Consider the following 20,640-nt stretch of genomic DNA (forward strand, 5'->3'; position numbering starts at 1 on the left):
AAAGATTTTATAAAGGAACAACGTATGTCCAACCCACTTTTAGATTTTACTGACCTACCACCATTCTCTGAAATAAGCCCAGAGTATGTAAAGCCAGCTGTAGAACAAGCTATAGCGGATTGCAGAATCAAAATAGAACAAGTTCTTGACGGTAACAGTAATCCAAGCTGGGAGACGATTTGCGATCCTTTAGCTGAGGTGGACGACAAACTAAGCAGAATTTGGTCTCCAGTTAGCCACATGAATTCCGTGGTCAATAGCCAAGAACTTCGAGAAGCTTATGAAAGCTGTTTACCGTTGTTATCAGAATATGGTACATGGGTTGGTCAGCATAAAGGGCTTTATGAAGCGTACAAAGCGATTAAAGCGAGTCCAGCATTCGATAGTATGACGCAAGCTCAGAAGAAAAGTATTACCGATGCATTAACTGATTTTGAGCTATCGGGCATCGGCCTGCCGGCGAATGAACAGCATCGTTATGGTGAAATTAGTAAGCGAATGTCTGAATTAGGTTCTCAATTTTCTAATAATGTTCTCGATGCCACAATGGGCTGGACAAAGCACATTACTGAAGAGTCAGAGCTGAAAGGAATGCCAGAATCAGCAATGGATGCAGCAAGAGCAACGGCAGAGTCAAAAGAGTTAGATGGTTGGGTGTTAACCCTAGATATTCCATCTTATCTTCCTGTATTAACATACTGCGATAATCAAGAGCTTCGCCGAGAAATGTATGAAGCGTATGTTACTCGAGCTTCAGACAGAGGGCCGATGGCTGGGAAATGGGACAATACAGAAGTTATGGCTGAACAGCTCAAGCTTCGTCATGAAATTTCTCGATTGCTTGGGTTTGCTACATACAGTGAAAAATCATTGGCCACTAAGATGGCGGAGACGCCAGCACAAGTCCTCGGTTTTTTGAATGATTTGGCAGTAAAAGTGAAACCTCAAGGTGAAAAAGAGGTTCGTGAGTTGACTGAATTTGCAAAAAAAGAATTTGGTGTGACCGATCTTAATCTTTGGGATATTGCCTACTACAGTGAAAAACAAAAGCAGTATTTGTTCCAAATATCTGATGAGGAATTGCGCCCTTACTTCCCTGAATCTAAAGCCGTAAGCGGATTGTTTGAGGTACTCAATCGCGTATTTGGTATGACGGTTTTAGAGAAAAAAGGCGTAGATACTTGGCATGAATCAGTTCGGTTTTTTGATATCTTTGATGGAAATAATACGCTACGCGGTAGTTTCTACCTTGATCTCTATGCTCGTGAAAATAAACGAGGTGGGGCATGGATGGACGAATGTCGTGTTAGGCGTACGACCACAAGTGGCGAACTACAAACACCAGTGGCTTATTTGACATGTAATTTTAATAAGCCAGTAGGAGATAAGCCTGCTCTCTTCACCCATGACGAAGTTGTTACATTGTTCCATGAGTTTGGGCATGGTATTCACCATATGCTGACTCAGATTGATGTCTCTGCTGTATCCGGGATAAATGGTGTGCCTTGGGATGCTGTTGAGTTGCCAAGTCAATTTTTGGAAAATTGGTGTTGGGAAGAAGAAGCATTGGAATTTATTTCAGGTCATTATGAGACAGGCGCTTCATTACCGACGGAGATGCTAGAGAAAATGTTAGCCGCGAAAAATTTCCAGTCGGCAATATTTATTCTTCGTCAGCTAGAATTTGGTTTGTTTGATTTTACGTTGCATACTGAATTCGACCCCGAAATAGGCCCGCGAGTTCTCGAAACGTTGGCCCAAGTGAAGAGCAAAGTAGCGGTATTACCAAGCCTAGAATGGAATCGCTTTTCACATGCATTTAGTCATATTTTTGCTGGTGGTTATAGCGCAGGATATTACAGCTATCTTTGGGCTGAGGTGCTTAGTTCTGATGCTTTCTCTCGTTTTGAAGAAGAAGGGATCTTTAATCAAGAAACGGGCAAAAGCTTCCTTAACAATATTCTGGAAATGGGTGGCAGTGAAGAGCCAATGGAATTGTTTAAGCGCTTTAGAGGTCGAGAGCCTAAAATAGATGCATTGTTAAGGCATTCAGGTATCAGCGGGTAAAATAGCCTCGGAAGATTAGGTACTCGCTCTCAATCTCTTCAATATGAGAAATGAGTACCTTTACTTAGGATCGTAATTATCGTTATGGAATCACATTCCGATTGATTGGGTTCTGAAGTGATATTAATGTTTCAGTCGATTGCACTTCGTCTATAGCCTGAAGCTTATCAATCAAAACATATTGTAGTTCTTCAATGGAGTGACACATTAGCTTTACGAAGATATTGTATGCCCCTGTTGTATAATAAGCCTCTACGACTTCATCTAATGCATTCAATTTTTTTAGGGCTGAGTGATAGTCTCGAGCGGCATTTAGATTAATACCAATGAAACAGCACACGTCGTAACCCAGTTTTTTGGGGTTAATAATAACCTCCGTCCCTTCAATAATTTCTGCGGCCTTCATCTTTTCTATTCGTACATGAATCGTTGCAGGGCTTACATCAAATTTCTTTGCCATTTCAGCATATGGTCGCCGTGCATCTTCTAATAATATTTTTAAGATAGCTCGGTCTAAGTCATCGAGGCGAGTGTTAGTGTGCATTGAAGTAGGCAACCAATCTAAGAATGTGGGTAACAAGAGTATATTTTATTCAATTGAGTGTTACTATTGTTTTGATTTTTATTTAAATTATCGCGTGTGTGAAGGACAAAAGTTGCAGTGAGAATTCTTATACTACTGATCTTGATTTTCAGCGTTTCAGCTAACGCTAAAGAGAAAGATGTCCTAGTTATACACTCTTATCATCAAGGGTTTTTATGGTCTGACGATTTTCAAGATGGCCTAGAATACATACTTACCAAAAACAAAATCCCCAATCGGGTTGTTTATCTAGACACAAAACGGCACCAATCAAAAAAATATTTAGATCAACTTGTTCAACTGTATACCGTCAAGCTTCAAAATGAGGAGTTTAAAGCGATTATCGTTGTTGATAATTATGCATTGAATCTGATAAATAGCCTTGGTCATATGTTAGGTGATACCCCAATAATTTTTAGTGGTATTAATGGTTATAAGGCGAAATTACATTCCAATTTAAATGCGACTGGTGTGGTCTCTCGGGTAGAAATACAAGGCAATGTTGAATTAATAAAAAGGTTGCAACCTAACGTAAACAAAATTTATGTCATCACCGGCCTCTCGGTTACAGGGGAGGGGGTTCGAGATACGGTCAATCAATATCTAGACGAATCCCCCAGCCATAGAAAATTGGTCGAACATTATGTTCCAGCAGACTACGAGTCCTTGAAAGCTTTCTTAGCCAAAGCCCCTGAAAATAGCGTGATTCTTTATTGGGGCTTTTTTAAAGGTGAGTTGAACATTCATAACGATCAGGAAATTCGTGAAAAGATTGATGAGTTTTCAGTTGTTCCGGTTTATGTATTTCATGATTCGATATTCGGTTATGGGACCGTTGGCGGTGTTCTTCATAACGGTAACTCTCAGGGGAGATCCGCGGGGCTATTACTCGTCGACATGTTAGATAACATGCCAGGTAATATCCCATCGGTCAGACTGGCGACACCGACTATTGAACTCGATTACGACGCAATCCAAAAGTGGGGGCTTAATATAAGCCAAGAGAACAGTGCTGCGAATTTGATTAACGAGCCTGAAGACGACTACCAATGGGTTCAGGTTGTTATCACCATCTTTTTGTTGATGGCTGCCGTCATAATGGCGCTTCTGTATTATCTTCGCCGTTTAAGTAATAGTGAATCCAAGGCTCGCGAGAGCCAGTATTTACTCGAGTCAGTTATAGAACAAAGCCATCAATATATTGCTATCCTCGATAAATACGGCCGAGTTCTGACCAGTAATAATAAATTTCATGAATTAGTTTTTGATCAAGGATTACCTATTGATAAACCGATATGGTTTTTCAATGGGTGGGAAGATAAAGGCGCTAAAAAGCTTGGCCAGTTCTTTGAACCTAACACGGAACTGAATTCAACTCGATTCGAGATTGAAGCGCTTTGTAAGGGTTCAGGATGTATTTTACTCGATGTCGTTCTTAATCAGTTACCAGAAGAATCTGGTGTCGAATTACAATACCTATTTGAAGCAAACGACATCACAATGGGGAAATTGGCACAGCAGAAATTGATTGAGCGTGAGTCCACCATGCGAACCTATTATGAACAACAACCGGTCATGATGTTGACACTAGATGAAAACTACCGAATTCAGGCACTGAATAAATTTGCACAAGAGTTATTAGGCTATAAAGAGCTAGAAATATTAGGCCATCGTTTGAAGGACTTTTATGCGGATGAAGGCACATTACCAGCGAAACAACTGCTGCTTAATCGAGAACATGAAATTAATGGCGTGTGGCGAAGAGAAGCTCGATATCGACATAAAGATGGCTCGGTATTATGGATTAGAGAAAATATTCGTCCACTCGATCACTTTGGTAAATTGTTGATGGTAGGCGAGGATATTACCGAGATTCATATTTTGACCGAGCAATTGGAGTATCAAGCTCGCTATGACTTGCTCACCGAAACATTCAACAGAAATCATTTCGAATTAGAACTAGAAAAGTCTTTAAAAGAAGTAAGTGACCACTTACGTACACACGCAATGCTCTATTTAGACCTTGATCAATTGAAGGTACTTAATGATACCGCTGGACATGAAGCAGGTGATGCTGCGATCAAGTTCTCTGCAATGGTGGTTGAGTCTGTTTTACCATATAACTCTATATTGTCTAGAATGGGTGGTGATGAATTTGCGGTGCTATTAAGAGACTGCACGCAAACCGATGCTCAGAATATTGCCAAAGCCATTATCAATGAACTCAGCATCAATACATTCCAGTGGGACGACATATCACTCAATATCACGTGCTCTATTGGAATTCGATTGATCGATCATACTGCCGATTCTCCTCAAATGGTTCACGCTCAAGCGGATACGGCGTGTCATGCTGCTAAAGATGAGGGTCGGAATAGATTTCATCTTTATCTTCAAGATGATGAAGAGTTGCGTCGACGCCAACTTGAAATGGAGTGCGTTAATTTGGTTCATGAGGCGTTGGCGAATAATCGATTGGAACTATTTGCACAGACAATTCTAAAGCTTGAAGAATCAAGTGACGCCATGAAGATGCATTTTGAAATATTAGTCCGAATAAAAAGTGCTAATGGGGAGTATATTTCGCCAGGAATCTTCATGCCAGCCTCAGAAAAATACAATGTGGCACACCTTATTGATAAGGCCGTAGTGACCCAAACCCTAGCGTGGTTGGAGTCCAACATAGACGACTATGAACAGTTAGGGCTCTGCTCAATTAATTTGTCGGGGCAGTCGATAGGGAACAGAGAATTTGTACATTTCTTGCTGGAAACGATTGAACATAGTTCGGTACCTAGCCACAAACTTTGTCTCGAAATAACAGAAACAGCCGCAATGGGCAACATGGATCGGGCCATTGATTTGTTTACTCAAATCAAACAACGAGGCTGCTTGATCGCATTGGATGATTTTGGTTCTGGTTTGTCATCTTTTGGGTACCTAAAAAAATTACCAGTGGATATCGTTAAGATAGATGGTTTATTTGTTCGTGATATGGATACGAATGAGACGGATTTTATTATGGTCCGCGCTATCAATGATTTAGCTAAACAAATGGGTAAGAAAACAGTTGCGGAATTTGTAGAAAATACCGCGATTATTGATAGGCTTCTTGAGTTAGGAGTGGACTATGCGCAAGGCTATATTGTTAGTAAACCTAAACCATTAGCCGAATTGGTAGCCGAACTGCAACAGATTCAGTAAAATACCGCCACGAAACCTATCCCTATATGGAGTGCTTTTTGCGCCTGCAACTGATCTGTGAAGAAAACATAGATACCAATCGGCTTGAACGTATTGCTCAAACATGGTCATTGCAACACGATGATCAGAGTAGTTTCGCGTTGGTTTTAAGCTCGGAAAGACTAGAGCTCAGAAAAATAGATGAACCAAAATTAGGTGCGATCTACGTCGATCTGGTGGGCGGTCCCGTTGGACACCGGAGAAAATTTGGTGGCGGTAAAGGTCAGTCTATTGCAAAGGCTGCAGGGTTAAATAAAGGTGTGATACCAAGTGTGTTGGACGCAACTGCAGGGCTAGGTAGAGATGCGTTTGTACTTGCATCTCTTGGCTGTAAAGTACAGATGATAGAGCGAAACCCAGTCGTCGCCGCTCTGCTGGATGATGGCCTAGAGAGAGCAAAACAAGATTCAGAAATAGGCGTATGGGTTTCAGAAAGAATGTCGCTATTGCATGCATCTAGTCATGATGCATTGGAAATACTATCTAATGATCGAAATTTCTTGCGACCAGATGTTGTCTACCTTGATCCTATGTATCCTCACCCTGAGGGAAAAAAGTCGGCATTAGTTAAAAAAGAGATGCGTGTGTTCCAATCGCTCGTCGGGGCCGATCTAGATGCAGATGGCTTATTTGAGCCTGCTATGCTGCTCGCTAAAAAACGCGTAATAGTGAAGAGGCCTGATTATGCCGACTGGCTCAATCAACAAAAACCAAGTATGGCAATTAAAACCAAGAAAAACCGTTTCGATGTATATGTAAAAGAATCAATGACATAATTCATTGGAGGAAATTTTTCATTGCATCAGCAAACAAATGAGGCTATATCTAAGTAATAATCATTCTCAAAAAAGAGTGAGCCGATAGTGTCAGTTGGAGTCATTAAATGACAAAGCGTTTATGCAAGTTGAATCGCAGAGAGATATCCGAAGGGTTAGGTGAGATTTATTCTCTTGTCAGTGATGCTAAATATCTATGCCGTTCGTGTGCTCGTTCTTCTCAAGACAGTTCTCAACTCTGTAAACCGACCGCTATTCCTCCTCAGGCCTGCTTGTCTAAAAGTACGGAAGAGAAGCAGCAATGTGTCGTATTAGCGGATACGTTGCCAATTCCAGTACTCCCTACCCCTATTGATATGCGCAGCGAAGTGACAAAAAAAGAGATCAAAAAGGCTAAAAAACAAACCAAAAAACAGAAGAAATACGTTAAGAAAATGGCGAGTATTTTGGGTAAACAGAATAAATTGTTAAGAAAGCAGAAAAAAATTGAAGAACAGTTTGCAAGATTTAATACTTTTCACAATGAAACGAATCTTAAGTCATCCCTTCACTAAACCTTCTTTTTACTGAATAGATAAGATGTGTCGACCTTGTTTCTTTAAGGCCGACATCGCTTGATGTCGCTTAGGTTAATTTACATCATCTTGAAGCGATTATTAATCATAAGAAAAAGCCACTTTTCGCTTAATGATGGTCTCGTTTATCAGTAGAGAGAACAAGATGATAGCACCACCCAGTAAGAGTCTAAGCATGTCTGCGTCACGATTCCAAATCAGTATGTTTACCACCAATCCTGCGGGCACCAAACCATTATTCATGACCGCAAGCGCACCCGCGTTGACCATGCATGCGCCTTTGTTCCATAAAAAATAACCTAATCCAGAAGCGATTAAACCTAGATAGGTCAGGATACCCCATTGCGTCATGGTCGTTGGCAGCCTGTCTGTGTTGCCAAATAGAGCAAAAGCGATAACGGCCACACAGACAGCCCCTAAATAAAAATAACCGAATACAGTGTGTTGGGAGAGCGTTACCTTTTCCTTTTCCATTATCACCTTATAGCCAACCTGACCAATAGCAAAGCATAGGTTTGCCCCTTGAACGACGAGGAAACCTTGTAAAAAATTCTCGTTAACTCCAGAGAATTTAATGACCACAGCGCCTGCAACCGCGATGATTGCCGTAATAAGATACCAAGGTGAGAAACGGCCTTTTAGCACATCATAAACCAGCGTGACATAAATGGGTGTAAAGACAGTAAAAAGCAATACTTCAGGGACAGAGAGTAGTAGGAAAGACTGATAGTAAAAACAGTACATTAGGCCTAGCTGTATGCCGCCGACTGTCATGAGTTTGAGGATGAGTGATTTTGGAATATTTCGAAATTTTAAAAAAGGAAGAAAAACCAGAGCAGCCAGAACAACGCGCATCAATACAGAGAACCAAGAGTCAACTTGGCCAGCAAGATAAACGCCAATCAAACTAAATGAAAAAGCCCATAATAGGGTCACTGCAGAAAGGTACAACATGTCTTATTTTACCGAATGAATGTTTGAACCTGCAGTGTACCCCAATTTAAGGGCTAAATTAATCGTCATGCAAAGGAACGACCAACATATCAACCGGAACGCTATTTAGTAGCTGCTTAGTTGAAGATAGTATGACACTCCAAAAATCTTGGTGATGTCCGCAAATGACTAAATCGACGTCCTTTTTATCAATCGTTTCCTTTAGTTCATACCCCAAATCGCCACTTCCGACTAAAGTATGTTTAATCGGCATTTTGGCTTGTTCTGCAAGTAATTTAAGCTGCGCTAACGATTCTTCCATGGCGTGATTTTGCGTTTCAGACAAATTTATATCAATGAGACCAGTGTAAATTTCGGCATAATTCACATCAATATGAATAAATGAGACTTCTGCGCCTAACGGTTGGGCTAACGCGACTGCTTTTTCAATCAGAATATGGCTTTCTTTGCTAAGGTCAATCGCGACCAAAATATGCTTATAGCTCATAGTGCTATCTCCATTTAAAGGACTTACCTTTTAAGCCTAGCATCTAATTTCAAAAAAATTTGTCGTTGTGATCTCATATCCTTATCTGTTTTATTCGCCTTATCCCGTAAGGTATTTTGCTTCATGGTATAGTTAAGGGTAACCTAAAGTGATTCTGAGAAAACTTTGTTGTAATACTAAAGTTTTAAAGCGATATAAATGAACCTAAAAGGGAGTCTTCATGCTATCTCAAACAATGATCGAACAATTAAATGAGCAAATTAACCTAGAATTTTTCTCATCCAATCTATACTTACAAATGAGTGCTTGGTGTGAAGATAAAGGTTTTGAAGGTGCAGCAGTATTTCTGAGGCGTCATGCAGTAGAAGAAATGGAACATATGCAGCGCTTATTTACCTATGTTAGCGAAACCGGAGCGATGCCGATTTTAGGGACGATTGAAGCGCCTAAGTATGATTTCAAAAGTCTTGGAGAAGTCTTTCGCGAAACCTATGAACATGAGCAGATGATTACAGAAAGAATCAATAAGTTGGCTCATGGTGCATTTATAGCACAAGATTACTCAACGTTTAATTTCTTACAGTGGTACGTTGCTGAACAGCATGAAGAAGAGAAACTGTTTAAAGGGATTTTGGATAAGCTAGAACTTGTCGGTGAAGATGGTAAGGCTTTGTTCTTCATTGATAAAGACCTAGCTGCAATGGCAAAAGAAGGTTCATCTTCCGTTATGGAAGCCGGTGCAGCGGAGTAATTTGTTGCAAAAGAGAAGATAGACTCAATCATCTTTTTCTTTCGGCTTCTTAGGAGGTGTAGGGAGGAAAAGATGATCAGTGGAGACACTATAATATTCACTCTTATGCTTATTGTGAGCATAAACTTAGCGCGCTATTTGACTGCATTGCGGTCGTTAATCTATGTCATGCGAGAGGCTCATCCGTTACTTTATCAACAAGTAGATGGCGGTGGTTTCTTTACAACTCATGGCAATGTAATGAAACAGGTTCGTCTTTTTCATTACCTAAAAGATAAGGAATTCGTGAACCATCACGACCCTGTTTTTATGAGTAAGTGCGCAAAAGTGAGAGAGTTGTTTATTCTATTTGTTGTTTTGATTGCGGTCACTTTGTTTGCATCGTTCTTGGTTTGATCGGTAAGAATAAGCGAGTAATCGAGGCGAAGGCTTCACTGGTTAAACGCTTATAGATTTGCAAGATCGCAGAGAATAGCTAAAATGTTTCTCAATTTGAGGATGTACGATGTCGTGCATCCTTTTTATTTTTAAAAGGTTAGGGCGTGGTAACTAAGGTAGATGTGGTCATCGTTGGAGCCGGCGCAGCCGGACTTATGTGCGCAATTGAAGCAGGAAAACGAGGACGAAAAGTACTGGTTCTTGATCATGCCAAAAAACCGGGTCGTAAAATCCTCATTTCTGGTGGCGGTAAGTGTAATTTTACTAACTATGATGTGTCATCAAATCACTTTGTGTGTAAAAACCCTCATTTTGTTAAGTCATCATTATCGCAATACACTAACTGGGATTTTATCTCCTTAGTCTCTAAACATGGCATCGAGTTTGAAGAGCGCGAACATGGGCAACTTTTTTGTGTGGATTCTGCCAAGCAGATAGTGACCATGTTGTTAGATGAGTGCAAAGAAGTTGCGGTTAATTATCGATATCAAGTGGATACCCACTCTATCGAAAAAATAGAGAATGGCTTCTCTCTGTATGCCAATACGGAACAGATCGAGTGTGAGTCATTGGTGGTTGCAACAGGAGGGCTTTCAATGCCTAAATTGGGGGCGACGCCATTTGGTTACAAGATTGCAGAGCAGTTTAACCTCTCCGTTGTTCAGACTACGGCTGGTTTAGTGCCATTTACGTTACACAAAGAAGACAAGGAAGACCTAGCTGATTTATCAGGTATTGCTATCCCCGCAGAAATAACAACGACGGACGAAACAGCGTTTAAAGAGGCGCTTTTGTTTACACATAGAGGTTTGTCGGGTCCTGCGGTGTTGCAGGTTTCATCTTATTGGAAAGCCGGACAAGAAATAACAATTAACCTCGTCCCTGAAACGGATGTTGAGGCACTTTTATCTATATCTAAAGAGAAACACCCAAACCAAAGCCTAAAAAACACCTTGGCGAAGGTTCTGCCAAAACGTCTCGTCGAAACCTTGATTGAGAGAAAAGAGTTAGTAGATAAACCGTTAAAACAGATAAACGACAAAGAATTACAAAACACCGTACTGGCGTTAGAGAATTGGCAGATAAAACCAAACGGTACCGAAGGTTATAGAACAGCCGAAGTAACTCTTGGTGGCGTAGATACTGACCATATTTCATCCAAAACGATGCAAACAAAAGAGACCCAAGGTCTTTACTTTATTGGCGAGGTGCTTGATGTGTCCGGTTGGTTAGGAGGTTATAATTTTCAATTCGCGTGGAGCAGTGGGTTTGTTGCAGGGCAGTGGGTGTAATGTACCGAAGGCGATCTTTCGACCAGTATTCTTTATGAATGTACAAGAATACTGGTAATCAACCGATAAAACTCATTTATCTCCGTTGTGAATTAAGGATTTCATCATTAACCCAATGAAGTAACTGCTTAATCGCTTTAGATAATATTTGATTTTGTCTCACGACATATCCAAGGCTAGTGGTGGGGAAATTTGGTAAGGACGTCACCTTAGACATCAGATTTGCCTTTGTCGATATAGCAAATTCCGGAATAATAGCCACACCAAATCCAGCTTCCGCCCAATCTATTTGTGCATCAACACTGCCTACTTCCATCACTCGATAACTAGGAAGGTTCAGTTTAGGTAACGCTTCGTCAATTAAGTCCCGAGTACGCGTATCATGACCAAGTAATATTAGGGTTAGTTCCTCCTGTTGATTTATATCTTGTTGTTTTGACTTTTCCTTATTTTTATCTCGCATCCAAAGCTCAAAACTATCGCCCAGAGCACACCATTTGATCTGTTGTAGCTCAGTAAAATGCAATGGTTGGCTTTCTTTCTGAGAAATTACGAAACCAATATCCGCAACCGCATTTTTCACTAATTCTGAGGCTTGCGACGACGTGGTATTAAATACAGTAAAGTCAATGCCTGGGAACTGAGCCTTAAACAGTTGAAATGGTTCAATTAGTAATAATCGAGAGATAATATCACTGGCAGCAATGGTCAATGTACCTCGGTTGAGCTCATTAAGGGCATTAAGATCGGCTTGACAGATCTGTAATTCTAGTAAGGTTCTTTCGCTGCTCTCTAACAATCGCATTCCAGCTTGAGTCAGGCGAAATGGACTTCTTTCAATGAGTTTCACACAGGTAGTTTGTTCAAGTTGCTTTAGGTGCAAACTGACATTGGGTTGTGTCATATGAAGTGCAATCGCGGCCTTACCAAAGTGTTTATACTCAGCTAATGTGACAAACGTTTTTAACCAATGGATATCCAGCATCTTCGTTTCCCTAACCTTCGTGATCTCAATGATAAGATATATGTAATTCTTATCAAGATGATAATTATAATTTATTTCTCTTATCGTATCGACAGGAATAGCATAGTCTCTTAATCAATTAGGAGAAATACTATGCCATCTGTTGTTGTTGTTGGTGCCAATTGGGGTGATGAAGGCAAGGGCCGAATCGTCGATTTTTTAGCCTCTGATGCTTCTGCAAGCATTCGTTTTCAAGGTGGGAATAATGCTGGTCACACGGTAGTAAATGACTTCGGTACGTTTAAACTACACCAATTACCAAGTGGTATATTTAATCCTGACTGTATTGCCGTTCTTGGTCCCGGAATGGTGATAAGCCCTAGTGCTCTTAGTGAAGAAATTGCAGAAGTAAAAGCAAAAGGTGTTGATGTAAAACTTTGTATCTCTGATCGTGCAACATTGTGTTTACCCTTGCATGCTCTCGAGGATACCTTAGAGGAACAACGTTTGGGCGATGCAGCTTATGGCTCAACTAGGCAAGGTATTGCGCCTGCTTACGGTGATCGCGTCATGAAAAAAGGTATTTTGGTTGGTTGGCTAAACCAACCTGAAGTATTAGAGCAGCGCATTCAATTTATGCTCGACTGGAAAATGCCCCAGCTCAGGGCGCTCTATCCGGATTGTGATTTTACTCAAACCGCAGCAGAAATGACGACGTGGTTGTTAGAAGTAACCAAAGTTTGGCGTCCATTTATTTGTAATGTCACTCTGCCTCTTAAAGCGCTTCAAAAGCAAGATGCGAACCTGCTGTTTGAAGCTCAATTGGGAGCCGGTCGTGATTTAGTTTATGGTGAATACCCTTGGACGACGTCATCTAATGTAACCGCAGCCTATGCAGGTATTGGCAGTGGTTTACCTGCCCTTCACCCTGAGCGCGTTATTGCTGTCGCTAAATCCTTTAGCTCATCCGTGGGAACGGGCACCTTAGTCACGGCGATGGATGAACAAGACAACTTCCGCGAAAGCGCTAATGAGTACGGAGCCGTGACGGGTCGTCCACGTGATATGGGTTATTTTGATGCTGTGGCAACCCGCAACGGTGTCGAACTACAAGCCGCAACAGAAGTGGCATTAACCAAAATTGATTGCCTTTCAGGTATGAAGGATCTCAAAATATGTGTTGCTTATGCTGGTGAACATACCGAGAACCCAATATGGCCACAAACTGCGGCTTTAACACCTGTATATGAGAATATGACAGGATGGAGTGAAGATATTACCGATTGTCGTACTTTTGAAAGTTTACCTCAAGCTGCGCAAGATTATGTTACGCGCATAGAGGAACTCATGGAAGTGCCTGTTAATATGGTATCAGTAGGACCAGAGCGTGAGCAAATGATTATTCGCGCTTAATCTAAGATTATATCGCGAACTAAAAAGTCAAAAAAGCCAAGCGTTCAGCTTGGCTTTTTATTATCTGATGTCTACTCCGCCTAATACCAATGCACTTGTATTGTTTTTAACCTCTTGGATGAACTTGTCCCTAATAGGATTTGGTCTTTCGATGTCCCACAATAGTCCTACATTCCATCTCACATTTAACCCTGATAAAGGAATAAATCGGATTTGTGCCTGACTAATACGTGCAGCACTTGCTGGAACAACAGCGTATCCAAGGCGGGCTGAAACCAGAGCAAGTAGGGTAAGAATATGGTCGGTTTCTTGCACTAGATGTGGCTTTTGTTGTACCTCAAGAAAGTACGTGTCAATTTGTCTGTTTATTGTCGGATTTTTGCTGCGGCTTAGGCCCAGATAATTCAATTGTTGGAGTGAAGACCATAAATTTTCTTCGTCAATAATGTCACTACAATTCACTGCTATAGCTAATTGATCAGAAAATAAAGGAAATGAAGCCAGTGGTGATTCGATAGGAAGTCTATCAAAGCCAAGTTGTATATTACCTAACAGTAACTCATCGATTTGGTTGTGTGAGGGCATATCGTTGAGCGTTACATGCACATCAGGGCATAGTTGTTTAAACATGGCGATATATCTTGGCGCTTCATGGTAAGTGGAAATACCAAAAGCGATGTCTAAATGCCCATAAGTTCCTTCCGCGACGAAATTAGATAGTGTTTGAAACGATTCGAAATTTCTAATCATTCGCCAAGCTTCAGGCAACAATATTTGCCCGACTTGTGTGAGTTCTGCACCGTGACGACCTCGTTCGAACAATACAACTTTTAATTGTTTTTCCAATCTCTTAATTTTTTTTGTAAGCGCAGATTGCGTAACACAAAGGTGTTCTGATGCGACACGATAGTTTCTATCATGAGCTAGCTGACAAAAAGCGTGAAGTTGATCTATATCCATTCTTCTAAGGACTTAAAAGGGGAATTTTTATCATTATACGTAATGAATGATCATTTTTATACTTATCTTGTGGACTATGGATCTCTGGACTTACCTCCTTGATCTCACTTTTACGAAACAACGAATGGATTTCGCTATATGTTGAATGAATACAGTATCCAAGCACTCGGCTTTTTAGCATTTGGTATCAACCTCTTCGCTGTATCAACGGTAAGCGACAATCGAATGCGAGCCTTAATATGCTTATCATGTATTACTTTTTCTGTGCATTACACTTTGATGGGGGCATTTGTTGCAGGATTAAATCTGTTTGTGAACTCTATTCGAGCGTTCGTGTCCTTGAAGTTTAAAGGAGTAAAAATATTTTTTATATTTCTTGTGATTCAGATATCTATGAGTATTTATTTCTACACAGAACCTAGGGACATACTCCCTGCCATCGCTTCCTCGCTCAGTTGTTATGCGTTATTTTGTGCAGAAGGAATGCGAATGAGGATTGCATTCTTGTTCTGCACTCTTTTGTGGATGATAAATGCATTTATTGTTGGTTCATATGGTGGGTTATTGAATGATATTTTTAATGCGATGGTATTGTGCATTACTATTATTAGGTTGTATCGTATTAGTAAATTGCAGGAGTCATCTTAGGGATATATTTAACAATGCCTTGCTAAAGAGTGATACTTTCCAAGTAAAGGTTTAGCTCAAACCTAATCTGGCTACGATACCATATTACTAAACTCTAAAGTGGATATGGCCAGATCAGGCTTGAGAGCGAACTTGTGGATACGCTACTAATTTGCTCTCTGTTGATATAGGGCTTGTAAAAAATGCCTAAATAATAAGAATACAATCAATTATGCGCTTTCTCTTATGACTAATTTATACGGCAACACTTGAGTCGTCTGCTCTAAAGGACGACCTTCTATTAGATCGATTAAAGACGTTACCGCTAATTTTGCCATTTCGACTCTAGGAACTCGGATTGTAGTTAGTCTAGGGCTGATAACTGAAGCGTATTCAAGGTCATTAAATCCAACAATATCGAGATCTCTCCCTACATGTATACTACAACGCTGACTCTCCATAATAGCACCGGCAGCCATATCATCGTTTACAAAAAATATAGCATCTGTATCTGGCCATCTTTGTAATATTTCTACTAATCCATTAGAACCATTTTGAAAAGAGCTATGTTCTTTGATATTAACGAACCTATGGCTTTCCAGTCCATGATTTTGCATGGTAGATTCCCATGCTTTTTTTCGCATTTGAGCTCGTCGGTCTAACCACGTGGAGCAAAAAGCTATGTTTTTTCGGTTCTTTTTTTCAATCAGATAATGGGTTATTTCTTTTGCTGCGCAGTACTGATCTACACCAATGTTGGCATCAAATGTGGGAGAGTCAATTATATCCATAATCTCTATGGTAGGTATATATGACTGTTTTATAAGGTTTTGAGCTTTAGATGAATGCAGAGTTTCTGTCAAAATGAATCCATCGACATTCTGTTGAAGGTATTTCTCAATAACGGCCTCCTCGCCAATAGGGGTATAGGAAGAGTCACCGATTAACAAGTTATAGCCTAATAGTTCACATTCTATTTTTGCCGTCCTTATGATCTCTGAAAAAACAGAGTTGGTAAAACTAGAAACCAACAATACGATAGACTTGCTAGATGCAGATGCGAGTGTTTTCGCGGCATTGTTTGGTATGTAATGTAACTCTCGGCACGTTTCTTTTACTCTGGCGTGAAGCTCGTCGGAAACCCGATCTGGATTATTAAGAGCCCGAGATACAGTAGACTTATTGATATTAAGAACTCTTGCAATATCAGCAATTGTTGTTCTTTTTTTCATTCTTAGACTGACCATCATTGAGGCGCCTAAATATTAGGCGCATGTATTAAAAGGTTTAACTGATTTTATCAGTATAACTCATGGAACCATTGCTCGGATGAGAGGATGTCAACCTAAGCAAGTCAAAGATGTCTTGTGAAGACCAGTCAGATGAGTCCGGTATTACAGGTTGTGAACCTGAAAGCGCAGAACAATGTAATGTGCCTTCAACGCCATTGACTTCAATTAAATCGCCATCTTTAATAAGACCGATTTGACCTGATCTTTTAGCTTCAGGGGTCACATGAACAACGGAAGGTATCTTACCTGACGCACCAGATAGGCGGCCATCTGTCACCAGTGCAACTTGATATCCTCTATCATAAATATTACTCAGAAGGGGTATAAGCTTATGCAGTTCTGGCATACCGTTTGACATGCGGCCCTGATTTTTAACAACCACAACGACATCAGTCCATAAGCTCCCGTTTACATAGGCATTATATACATCTTGTTGGCTAATGAATACTCTTGCTGGTGCCTTCACTATTAAACGACTCTGTTCTACAGAAGAAACCTTCATAATGCCTTCACCTAAATTACCGCTAAGTAATTTTATGCCTCCAGAGAGGTTAAAAGGCGCATTGTAAGCGGCAATTATTTCGTTGTCTGTGATTTCTCGATTTAGTCGATCAAGCTGTTCACTTAATGTTTGACCGTTGAAGCAAATAGCTTCTTCGTGAAGGAGTTTTAGTTTTATTAGTTGCTTCATTACAGATGATACACCACCTGCGGCATGAAATGCATTTACATCAGCCTGACCATTGGGATAGATTCGTGCTAATAAAGGTACTATTTCAGAGAGTGCGTCAATATCTTCCCAACGAAGATCAATACCCGCGGCTCTAGCAATAGCGACCATGTGGATAGTATGATTAGTCGACCCACCGGTAGCCAACCACACGACACATGCGTTAACTATAGATTGTTCGGTAACCACATCATAAAGGGCTGGAGCATCTTCTTTGAGAAGGCTTTTCACTACTGGAGATATTAGCTGTCGTTTGTCGCCACAAACCGGGCTCAGACCTGTATCGATAAGTTGTAATCCGATGGCTTCTAGCATGACTTGATTTGTGTTGGCGGTACCAAAAAAAGTACAGGTACCATGTCCGTGGTAGCATTTACATTCAACGTCTAAAAGACTGTCACTATCAATGGTCCCTTCATGAAATTTTTGCCTAGCTTTTGATTTTTCTGAATTACTTATGCCGGTACTCATAGGTCCTGAAGGTAGAAACGCGACAGGCAAATACCCTCTAGATAATGCACCAATGAGCATTCCGGGGACAATTTTGTCACACGTTCCTAGCAAAACGGCACAATCAGAGACATCACAAGCTAAAGGAACGGCAGTGGACATAGCAATGATGTCTCTACTTATTAGTGAGGCCTCCATACCTGAATACCCTTGAACAATGCCATCGCAGATAGCTGGGACTCCACCAATAAATGCTGCAGAATGACCTTCACGAATGCTCACGTCTTTAATTATATTTGGATATTCACCATATGGAACATGAGCTGAAACCATTTCGTTGTAGGAGCTGATAATACCTAAATTTCGGGATGCTTTTTTTTGAATAATGAGTTTTCGTTGAGGGTCTAAACCGGCAAAAAGATGAGCTGCGTTGCTTGATTCGAACTCAGATATGCTAGGTGAATCATTTTTAATGAGCTTTAGTCTCTCGAGATAGTTAGCTCGGGTATTAGCGCTTCGCTCAACAATTTGCTGAGTAATTGAATCCAATTTTGAGTTACACATCATAACAATATCCCAGTTTACTAATAGAAAGGTTAGTGACTTCTTCTATGGTGTTTTCGTCTATATCAACTTCAAAGAAATTTATATCTTCATGTGAGGTCGGCTCCACTAAAGCTTCAAACTGACTTATAAGCATCGAATTACCAGAGAAATAGTGGCCTTTTCGTTTTTCCATTCTTTCTTGAATGACTTTCAATGAACCTTTTAGGTAAATGAAAACAGTATCTTTAGATATGTTTTTCTGAAGAATCTCCCTATATTCCGGCTTTAAACAAGAACATGCAATCGTGATGGACTTCTCGTTTTCAATGCACTCGGTTGCCATTAAATTTAGAGAATTGAGCCATGGCAACCTGTCTTGATCATTGAGTGGGGTTCCACTGGCCATTTTATCCACGTTTTTTTTAGGGTGATGATCATCTGCGTCTATGTAATTACTTGATATTAAAGCTGAAATATTTTTTGCTACAGTGCTCTTACCTGACCCAGAAACCCCCATAACAAAAATAATTTTTTTCTCATTCATATTGTTCCACCTCACATTTTTATATTTTCCACGTTGAATATATATCAATAAACAATACTATGGCAAGCGGTTGCCAGAAATGATTTAGAATTAAAAGGTGCAAAAATGTTAGTAAAGTCAAAGGCTATTAAAGTTTCAGGGCCAAAAAAATTGAGCATTGACGAAGTGATGTTAGATGACTCAAACGACGGTGTTTTGGTCAAAGTAACACGCGGTGGAATCTGTGGTTCTGATATTCACTATTTCAATGAAGGTGGTATCGGTGATTTTAAATTATTGCACCCAATGACATTAGGGCATGAAGTCATCGGTGTTGAAGTTGAATCAGGTCGACGCGTCGCAATTAACCCAAGTAAGCCTTGTAATAAATGCAAATACTGTTTAGACGGAATATCAAATCAATGTGTTGATATGGAGTTTTTTGGAAGTGCGATGAGAAACCCTCATGTTAATGGTGGTTTTTCTGAGTACGTACAAGTTCGCGCCGATCAGTTGATTTCGTATGATGAGAATATTAGCGATGATGTAATGGCGTTCGCTGAACCTCTGGCAGTTGCAATACATGCAGTCAATCAATCTGGAGGTGTACTTGGAAAAAAAGTATTGGTTACAGGTTGTGGACCTATTGGTTGCCTAATTATAGCGGCGTGTTCTGCAGCTGGCGCGAGTGAAATTGTGGCGACAGATTTGTCTGAGCGCTGTAGAGAAATAGCAACCGTTATAGGCGCGAGTTCTGTTTATGATGCTGGCGATGAAGCACTTAACCAGTATTCTGAAAACAAAGGATATTTTGACGTTTCATTCGAAGCATCAGGTGCTATCCCTGCTATCCATCATTGTATCGATGTGACAAAGGCATACGGGAATTTTGTTCAAGTAGGAATGCGCCCAGGGATGGTAGAGATACCATTAACAAAGATCTTAGCGAAAGAAATTAAATTTTCAGGTTCGTTCCGCTTTACAAGCGAATTTGTTACCGCTGTTGAATGGCTAGAAAAGGGCTTAATTGACCCATTACCACTATTAACAAAAACATTTGATTATAAAGAGATTATTGGCGCAATTGAGTTAGCTAATGACAAAAATAAAGCAATGAAAGTACAGATATCATTTAAGGATTAAAATGAAAAATTTATTCGATTTAACTGGAAAAACGGCATTAATTACAGGTTCAGCTCAAGGTATTGGAAACTTACTAGCCCAGGGGTTAGCTGAGCATGGTGCAACCATCATCATTAATGATATTACGCAAGAAAGAGCTGATAACGCAGCAGAGGTACTAACGAACTTAGGTCATACTGCGCATGCAGTGGCGTTTGATGTAACAAAAAAACAAGAGATTGCTTCTGGGGTTGAAAAAATTGAGAGCCGATTTGGTGAAATAGATATTCTTATCAATAATGCAGGTATTCAACGTAGACACCCGTTTTTGGAGTTCCCAGAAAACGAGTGGGATGATGTCATTAATGTGAATCAAAAAGCCGTCTTCTTAATGATGCAAGAAGTGGGCAAAAATATGGTGGCAAGAAATAGAGGCAAAATCATCAATATTGGTTCAATGCAAAGTGAATTAGGAAGAGACACCATCACCCCTTATGCAGCATCAAAAGGAGCGGTGAAAATGTTGACTCGTGGTGGTTGCGTTGAGTTAGCGAAACACAACATTCAAGTTAATGGTATTGCTCCGGGTTACTTCAAAACTGAACTTACAAAACCGCTTGTAGAAAATGAAGAATTTTCAGCATGGCTTTGCAACAGAACGCCTGCAAATCGCTGGGGTAATCCTGAAGAGTTAATTGGTGCTGCAGTCTTTTTATCATCGCAAGCATCCGATTTCGTTAATGGACATTTATTGTTTGTTGATGGCGGCATGCTAGCGGCAGTCTGATCATTTATTAAAAAATAACGATTTAAATACAATAACTAAATAACTAAATAACAAAAGGTA

19 protein-coding genes are annotated in these 20,640 nt (G+C 40.3%); 11 read left to right on the forward strand and 8 right to left on the reverse strand.

What is annotated here, in order from left to right:
* The first annotated feature begins 24 nt into the window (after positions 1-24).
* Positions 25-2,067, forward strand: coding sequence for an oligopeptidase A (gene prlC / locus L3V77_RS00255; RefSeq protein WP_275135240.1), 2,043 nt, complete (start codon positions 25-27; stop codon positions 2,065-2,067).
* Positions 2,068-2,149: 82 nt separating this feature from the next.
* On the opposite strand, the gene asnC is transcribed toward prlC, so the two are convergent.
* The gene (gene asnC, locus L3V77_RS00260) at positions 2,150-2,611 is read right to left on the reverse strand and encodes a transcriptional regulator AsnC (RefSeq protein WP_195704787.1); all 462 of its coding nucleotides are present in this window, start codon (positions 2,609-2,611) and stop codon (positions 2,150-2,152) included.
* 141 nt (positions 2,612-2,752) lie between these two features.
* Here asnC and L3V77_RS00265 point away from each other — a divergent pair, with 141 nt between their 5' ends.
* The 3 genes from L3V77_RS00265 (at position 2,753) to L3V77_RS00275 (ending at position 7,223) form a co-directional block, all read left to right on the forward strand.
* Entirely contained in the window at positions 2,753-5,854 is a 3,102-nt protein-coding gene (locus L3V77_RS00265) for an EAL domain-containing protein (RefSeq protein WP_275136655.1), read from the forward strand.
* Between the two features lie 38 nt (positions 5,855-5,892).
* A complete protein-coding gene (locus L3V77_RS00270) occupies positions 5,893-6,669 on the forward strand; it encodes a class I SAM-dependent methyltransferase (RefSeq protein WP_275135241.1) in 777 nt (258 codons plus the stop codon).
* Between the two features lie 107 nt (positions 6,670-6,776).
* Positions 6,777-7,223 (forward strand): hypothetical protein, encoded by a 447-nt coding sequence (locus L3V77_RS00275; protein WP_275135242.1) that lies wholly within the window; start codon positions 6,777-6,779, stop codon positions 7,221-7,223.
* 102 nt (positions 7,224-7,325) lie between these two features.
* Here the strand turns inward: L3V77_RS00275 and L3V77_RS00280 are convergent, their stop codons facing one another.
* On the reverse strand, positions 7,326-8,198 hold the full coding sequence (locus L3V77_RS00280; RefSeq protein ID WP_275135243.1) for a carboxylate/amino acid/amine transporter: 873 nt from the start codon (positions 8,196-8,198) through the stop codon (positions 7,326-7,328).
* A gap of 58 nt (positions 8,199-8,256) precedes the next feature.
* Positions 8,257-8,685, reverse strand: a complete 429-nt coding sequence (locus tag L3V77_RS00285; RefSeq protein WP_195704792.1) for a universal stress protein — start codon at positions 8,683-8,685, stop codon at positions 8,257-8,259.
* 220 nt (positions 8,686-8,905) lie between these two features.
* Here L3V77_RS00285 and ftnA point away from each other — a divergent pair, with 220 nt between their 5' ends.
* The 3 genes from ftnA to L3V77_RS00300 all read left to right on the forward strand — a co-directional run bounded on the left by ftnA (position 8,906) and on the right by L3V77_RS00300 (position 11,166).
* On the forward strand, positions 8,906-9,436 hold the full coding sequence (ftnA, locus tag L3V77_RS00290) for a non-heme ferritin (RefSeq protein WP_195704793.1): 531 nt from the start codon (positions 8,906-8,908) through the stop codon (positions 9,434-9,436).
* Positions 9,437-9,508: 72 nt separating this feature from the next.
* A complete protein-coding gene (uspB, locus tag L3V77_RS00295; protein WP_275135245.1) occupies positions 9,509-9,832 on the forward strand; it encodes a universal stress protein UspB in 324 nt (107 codons plus the stop codon).
* Between the two features lie 146 nt (positions 9,833-9,978).
* Positions 9,979-11,166, forward strand: coding sequence for an NAD(P)/FAD-dependent oxidoreductase (locus L3V77_RS00300; RefSeq protein ID WP_275135246.1), 1,188 nt, complete (start codon positions 9,979-9,981; stop codon positions 11,164-11,166).
* Between the two features lie 76 nt (positions 11,167-11,242).
* Here L3V77_RS00300 and L3V77_RS00305 read toward each other — a convergent pair whose 3' ends face one another.
* A complete protein-coding gene (locus L3V77_RS00305) occupies positions 11,243-12,151 on the reverse strand; it encodes a LysR family transcriptional regulator (RefSeq protein WP_275135247.1) in 909 nt (302 codons plus the stop codon).
* Positions 12,152-12,283: 132 nt separating this feature from the next.
* Between L3V77_RS00305 and L3V77_RS00310 the strand changes: the two genes are divergently transcribed.
* Positions 12,284-13,543, forward strand: a complete 1,260-nt coding sequence (locus L3V77_RS00310) for an adenylosuccinate synthase (protein ID WP_275135248.1) — start codon at positions 12,284-12,286, stop codon at positions 13,541-13,543.
* 60 nt (positions 13,544-13,603) lie between these two features.
* On the opposite strand, the gene L3V77_RS00315 is transcribed toward L3V77_RS00310, so the two are convergent.
* On the reverse strand, positions 13,604-14,503 hold the full coding sequence (locus L3V77_RS00315) for a LysR family transcriptional regulator (RefSeq protein WP_275135249.1): 900 nt from the start codon (positions 14,501-14,503) through the stop codon (positions 13,604-13,606).
* 138 nt (positions 14,504-14,641) lie between these two features.
* Here L3V77_RS00315 and L3V77_RS00320 point away from each other — a divergent pair, with 138 nt between their 5' ends.
* On the forward strand, positions 14,642-15,151 hold the full coding sequence (locus tag L3V77_RS00320) for a YgjV family protein (protein WP_275135250.1): 510 nt from the start codon (positions 14,642-14,644) through the stop codon (positions 15,149-15,151).
* Positions 15,152-15,360: 209 nt separating this feature from the next.
* On the opposite strand, the gene L3V77_RS00325 is transcribed toward L3V77_RS00320, so the two are convergent.
* Genes L3V77_RS00325 through L3V77_RS00335 form a run of 3 tightly spaced genes read right to left on the reverse strand, consistent with a single transcriptional unit; the run spans position 15,361 to position 18,692 of the window.
* Positions 15,361-16,362, reverse strand: a complete 1,002-nt coding sequence (locus L3V77_RS00325) for a LacI family DNA-binding transcriptional regulator (RefSeq protein ID WP_275135251.1) — start codon at positions 16,360-16,362, stop codon at positions 15,361-15,363.
* 55 nt (positions 16,363-16,417) lie between these two features.
* Complete coding sequence (locus L3V77_RS00330; protein WP_275135253.1) at positions 16,418-18,169, reverse strand: dihydroxy-acid dehydratase; 1,752 nt, start codon at positions 18,167-18,169, stop codon at positions 16,418-16,420.
* A complete protein-coding gene (locus L3V77_RS00335) occupies positions 18,159-18,692 on the reverse strand; it encodes a gluconokinase (RefSeq protein ID WP_275135256.1) in 534 nt (177 codons plus the stop codon). The genes L3V77_RS00330 and L3V77_RS00335 overlap by 11 nt, the downstream gene beginning before the upstream one ends.
* A gap of 105 nt (positions 18,693-18,797) precedes the next feature.
* Between L3V77_RS00335 and L3V77_RS00340 the strand changes: the two genes are divergently transcribed.
* Together L3V77_RS00340 and idnO are read left to right on the forward strand one after the other, a co-directional pair.
* Positions 18,798-19,814: an alcohol dehydrogenase catalytic domain-containing protein gene (locus L3V77_RS00340; protein ID WP_275135257.1), complete on the forward strand. Its 1,017-nt coding sequence runs from the start codon at positions 18,798-18,800 to the stop codon at positions 19,812-19,814.
* 1 nt (position 19,815) lies between these two features.
* Positions 19,816-20,580 carry a gluconate 5-dehydrogenase gene (gene idnO, locus L3V77_RS00345; protein ID WP_275135258.1) on the forward strand — a complete coding sequence of 255 codons (765 nt, stop codon included), beginning with the start codon at positions 19,816-19,818 and terminating at the stop codon, positions 20,578-20,580.
* The last annotated feature ends 60 nt before the right edge of the window (positions 20,581-20,640 follow it).

The organism is Vibrio sp. DW001, assembly GCF_029016285.1.
Lineage (GTDB): Bacteria > Pseudomonadota > Gammaproteobacteria > Enterobacterales > Vibrionaceae > Vibrio.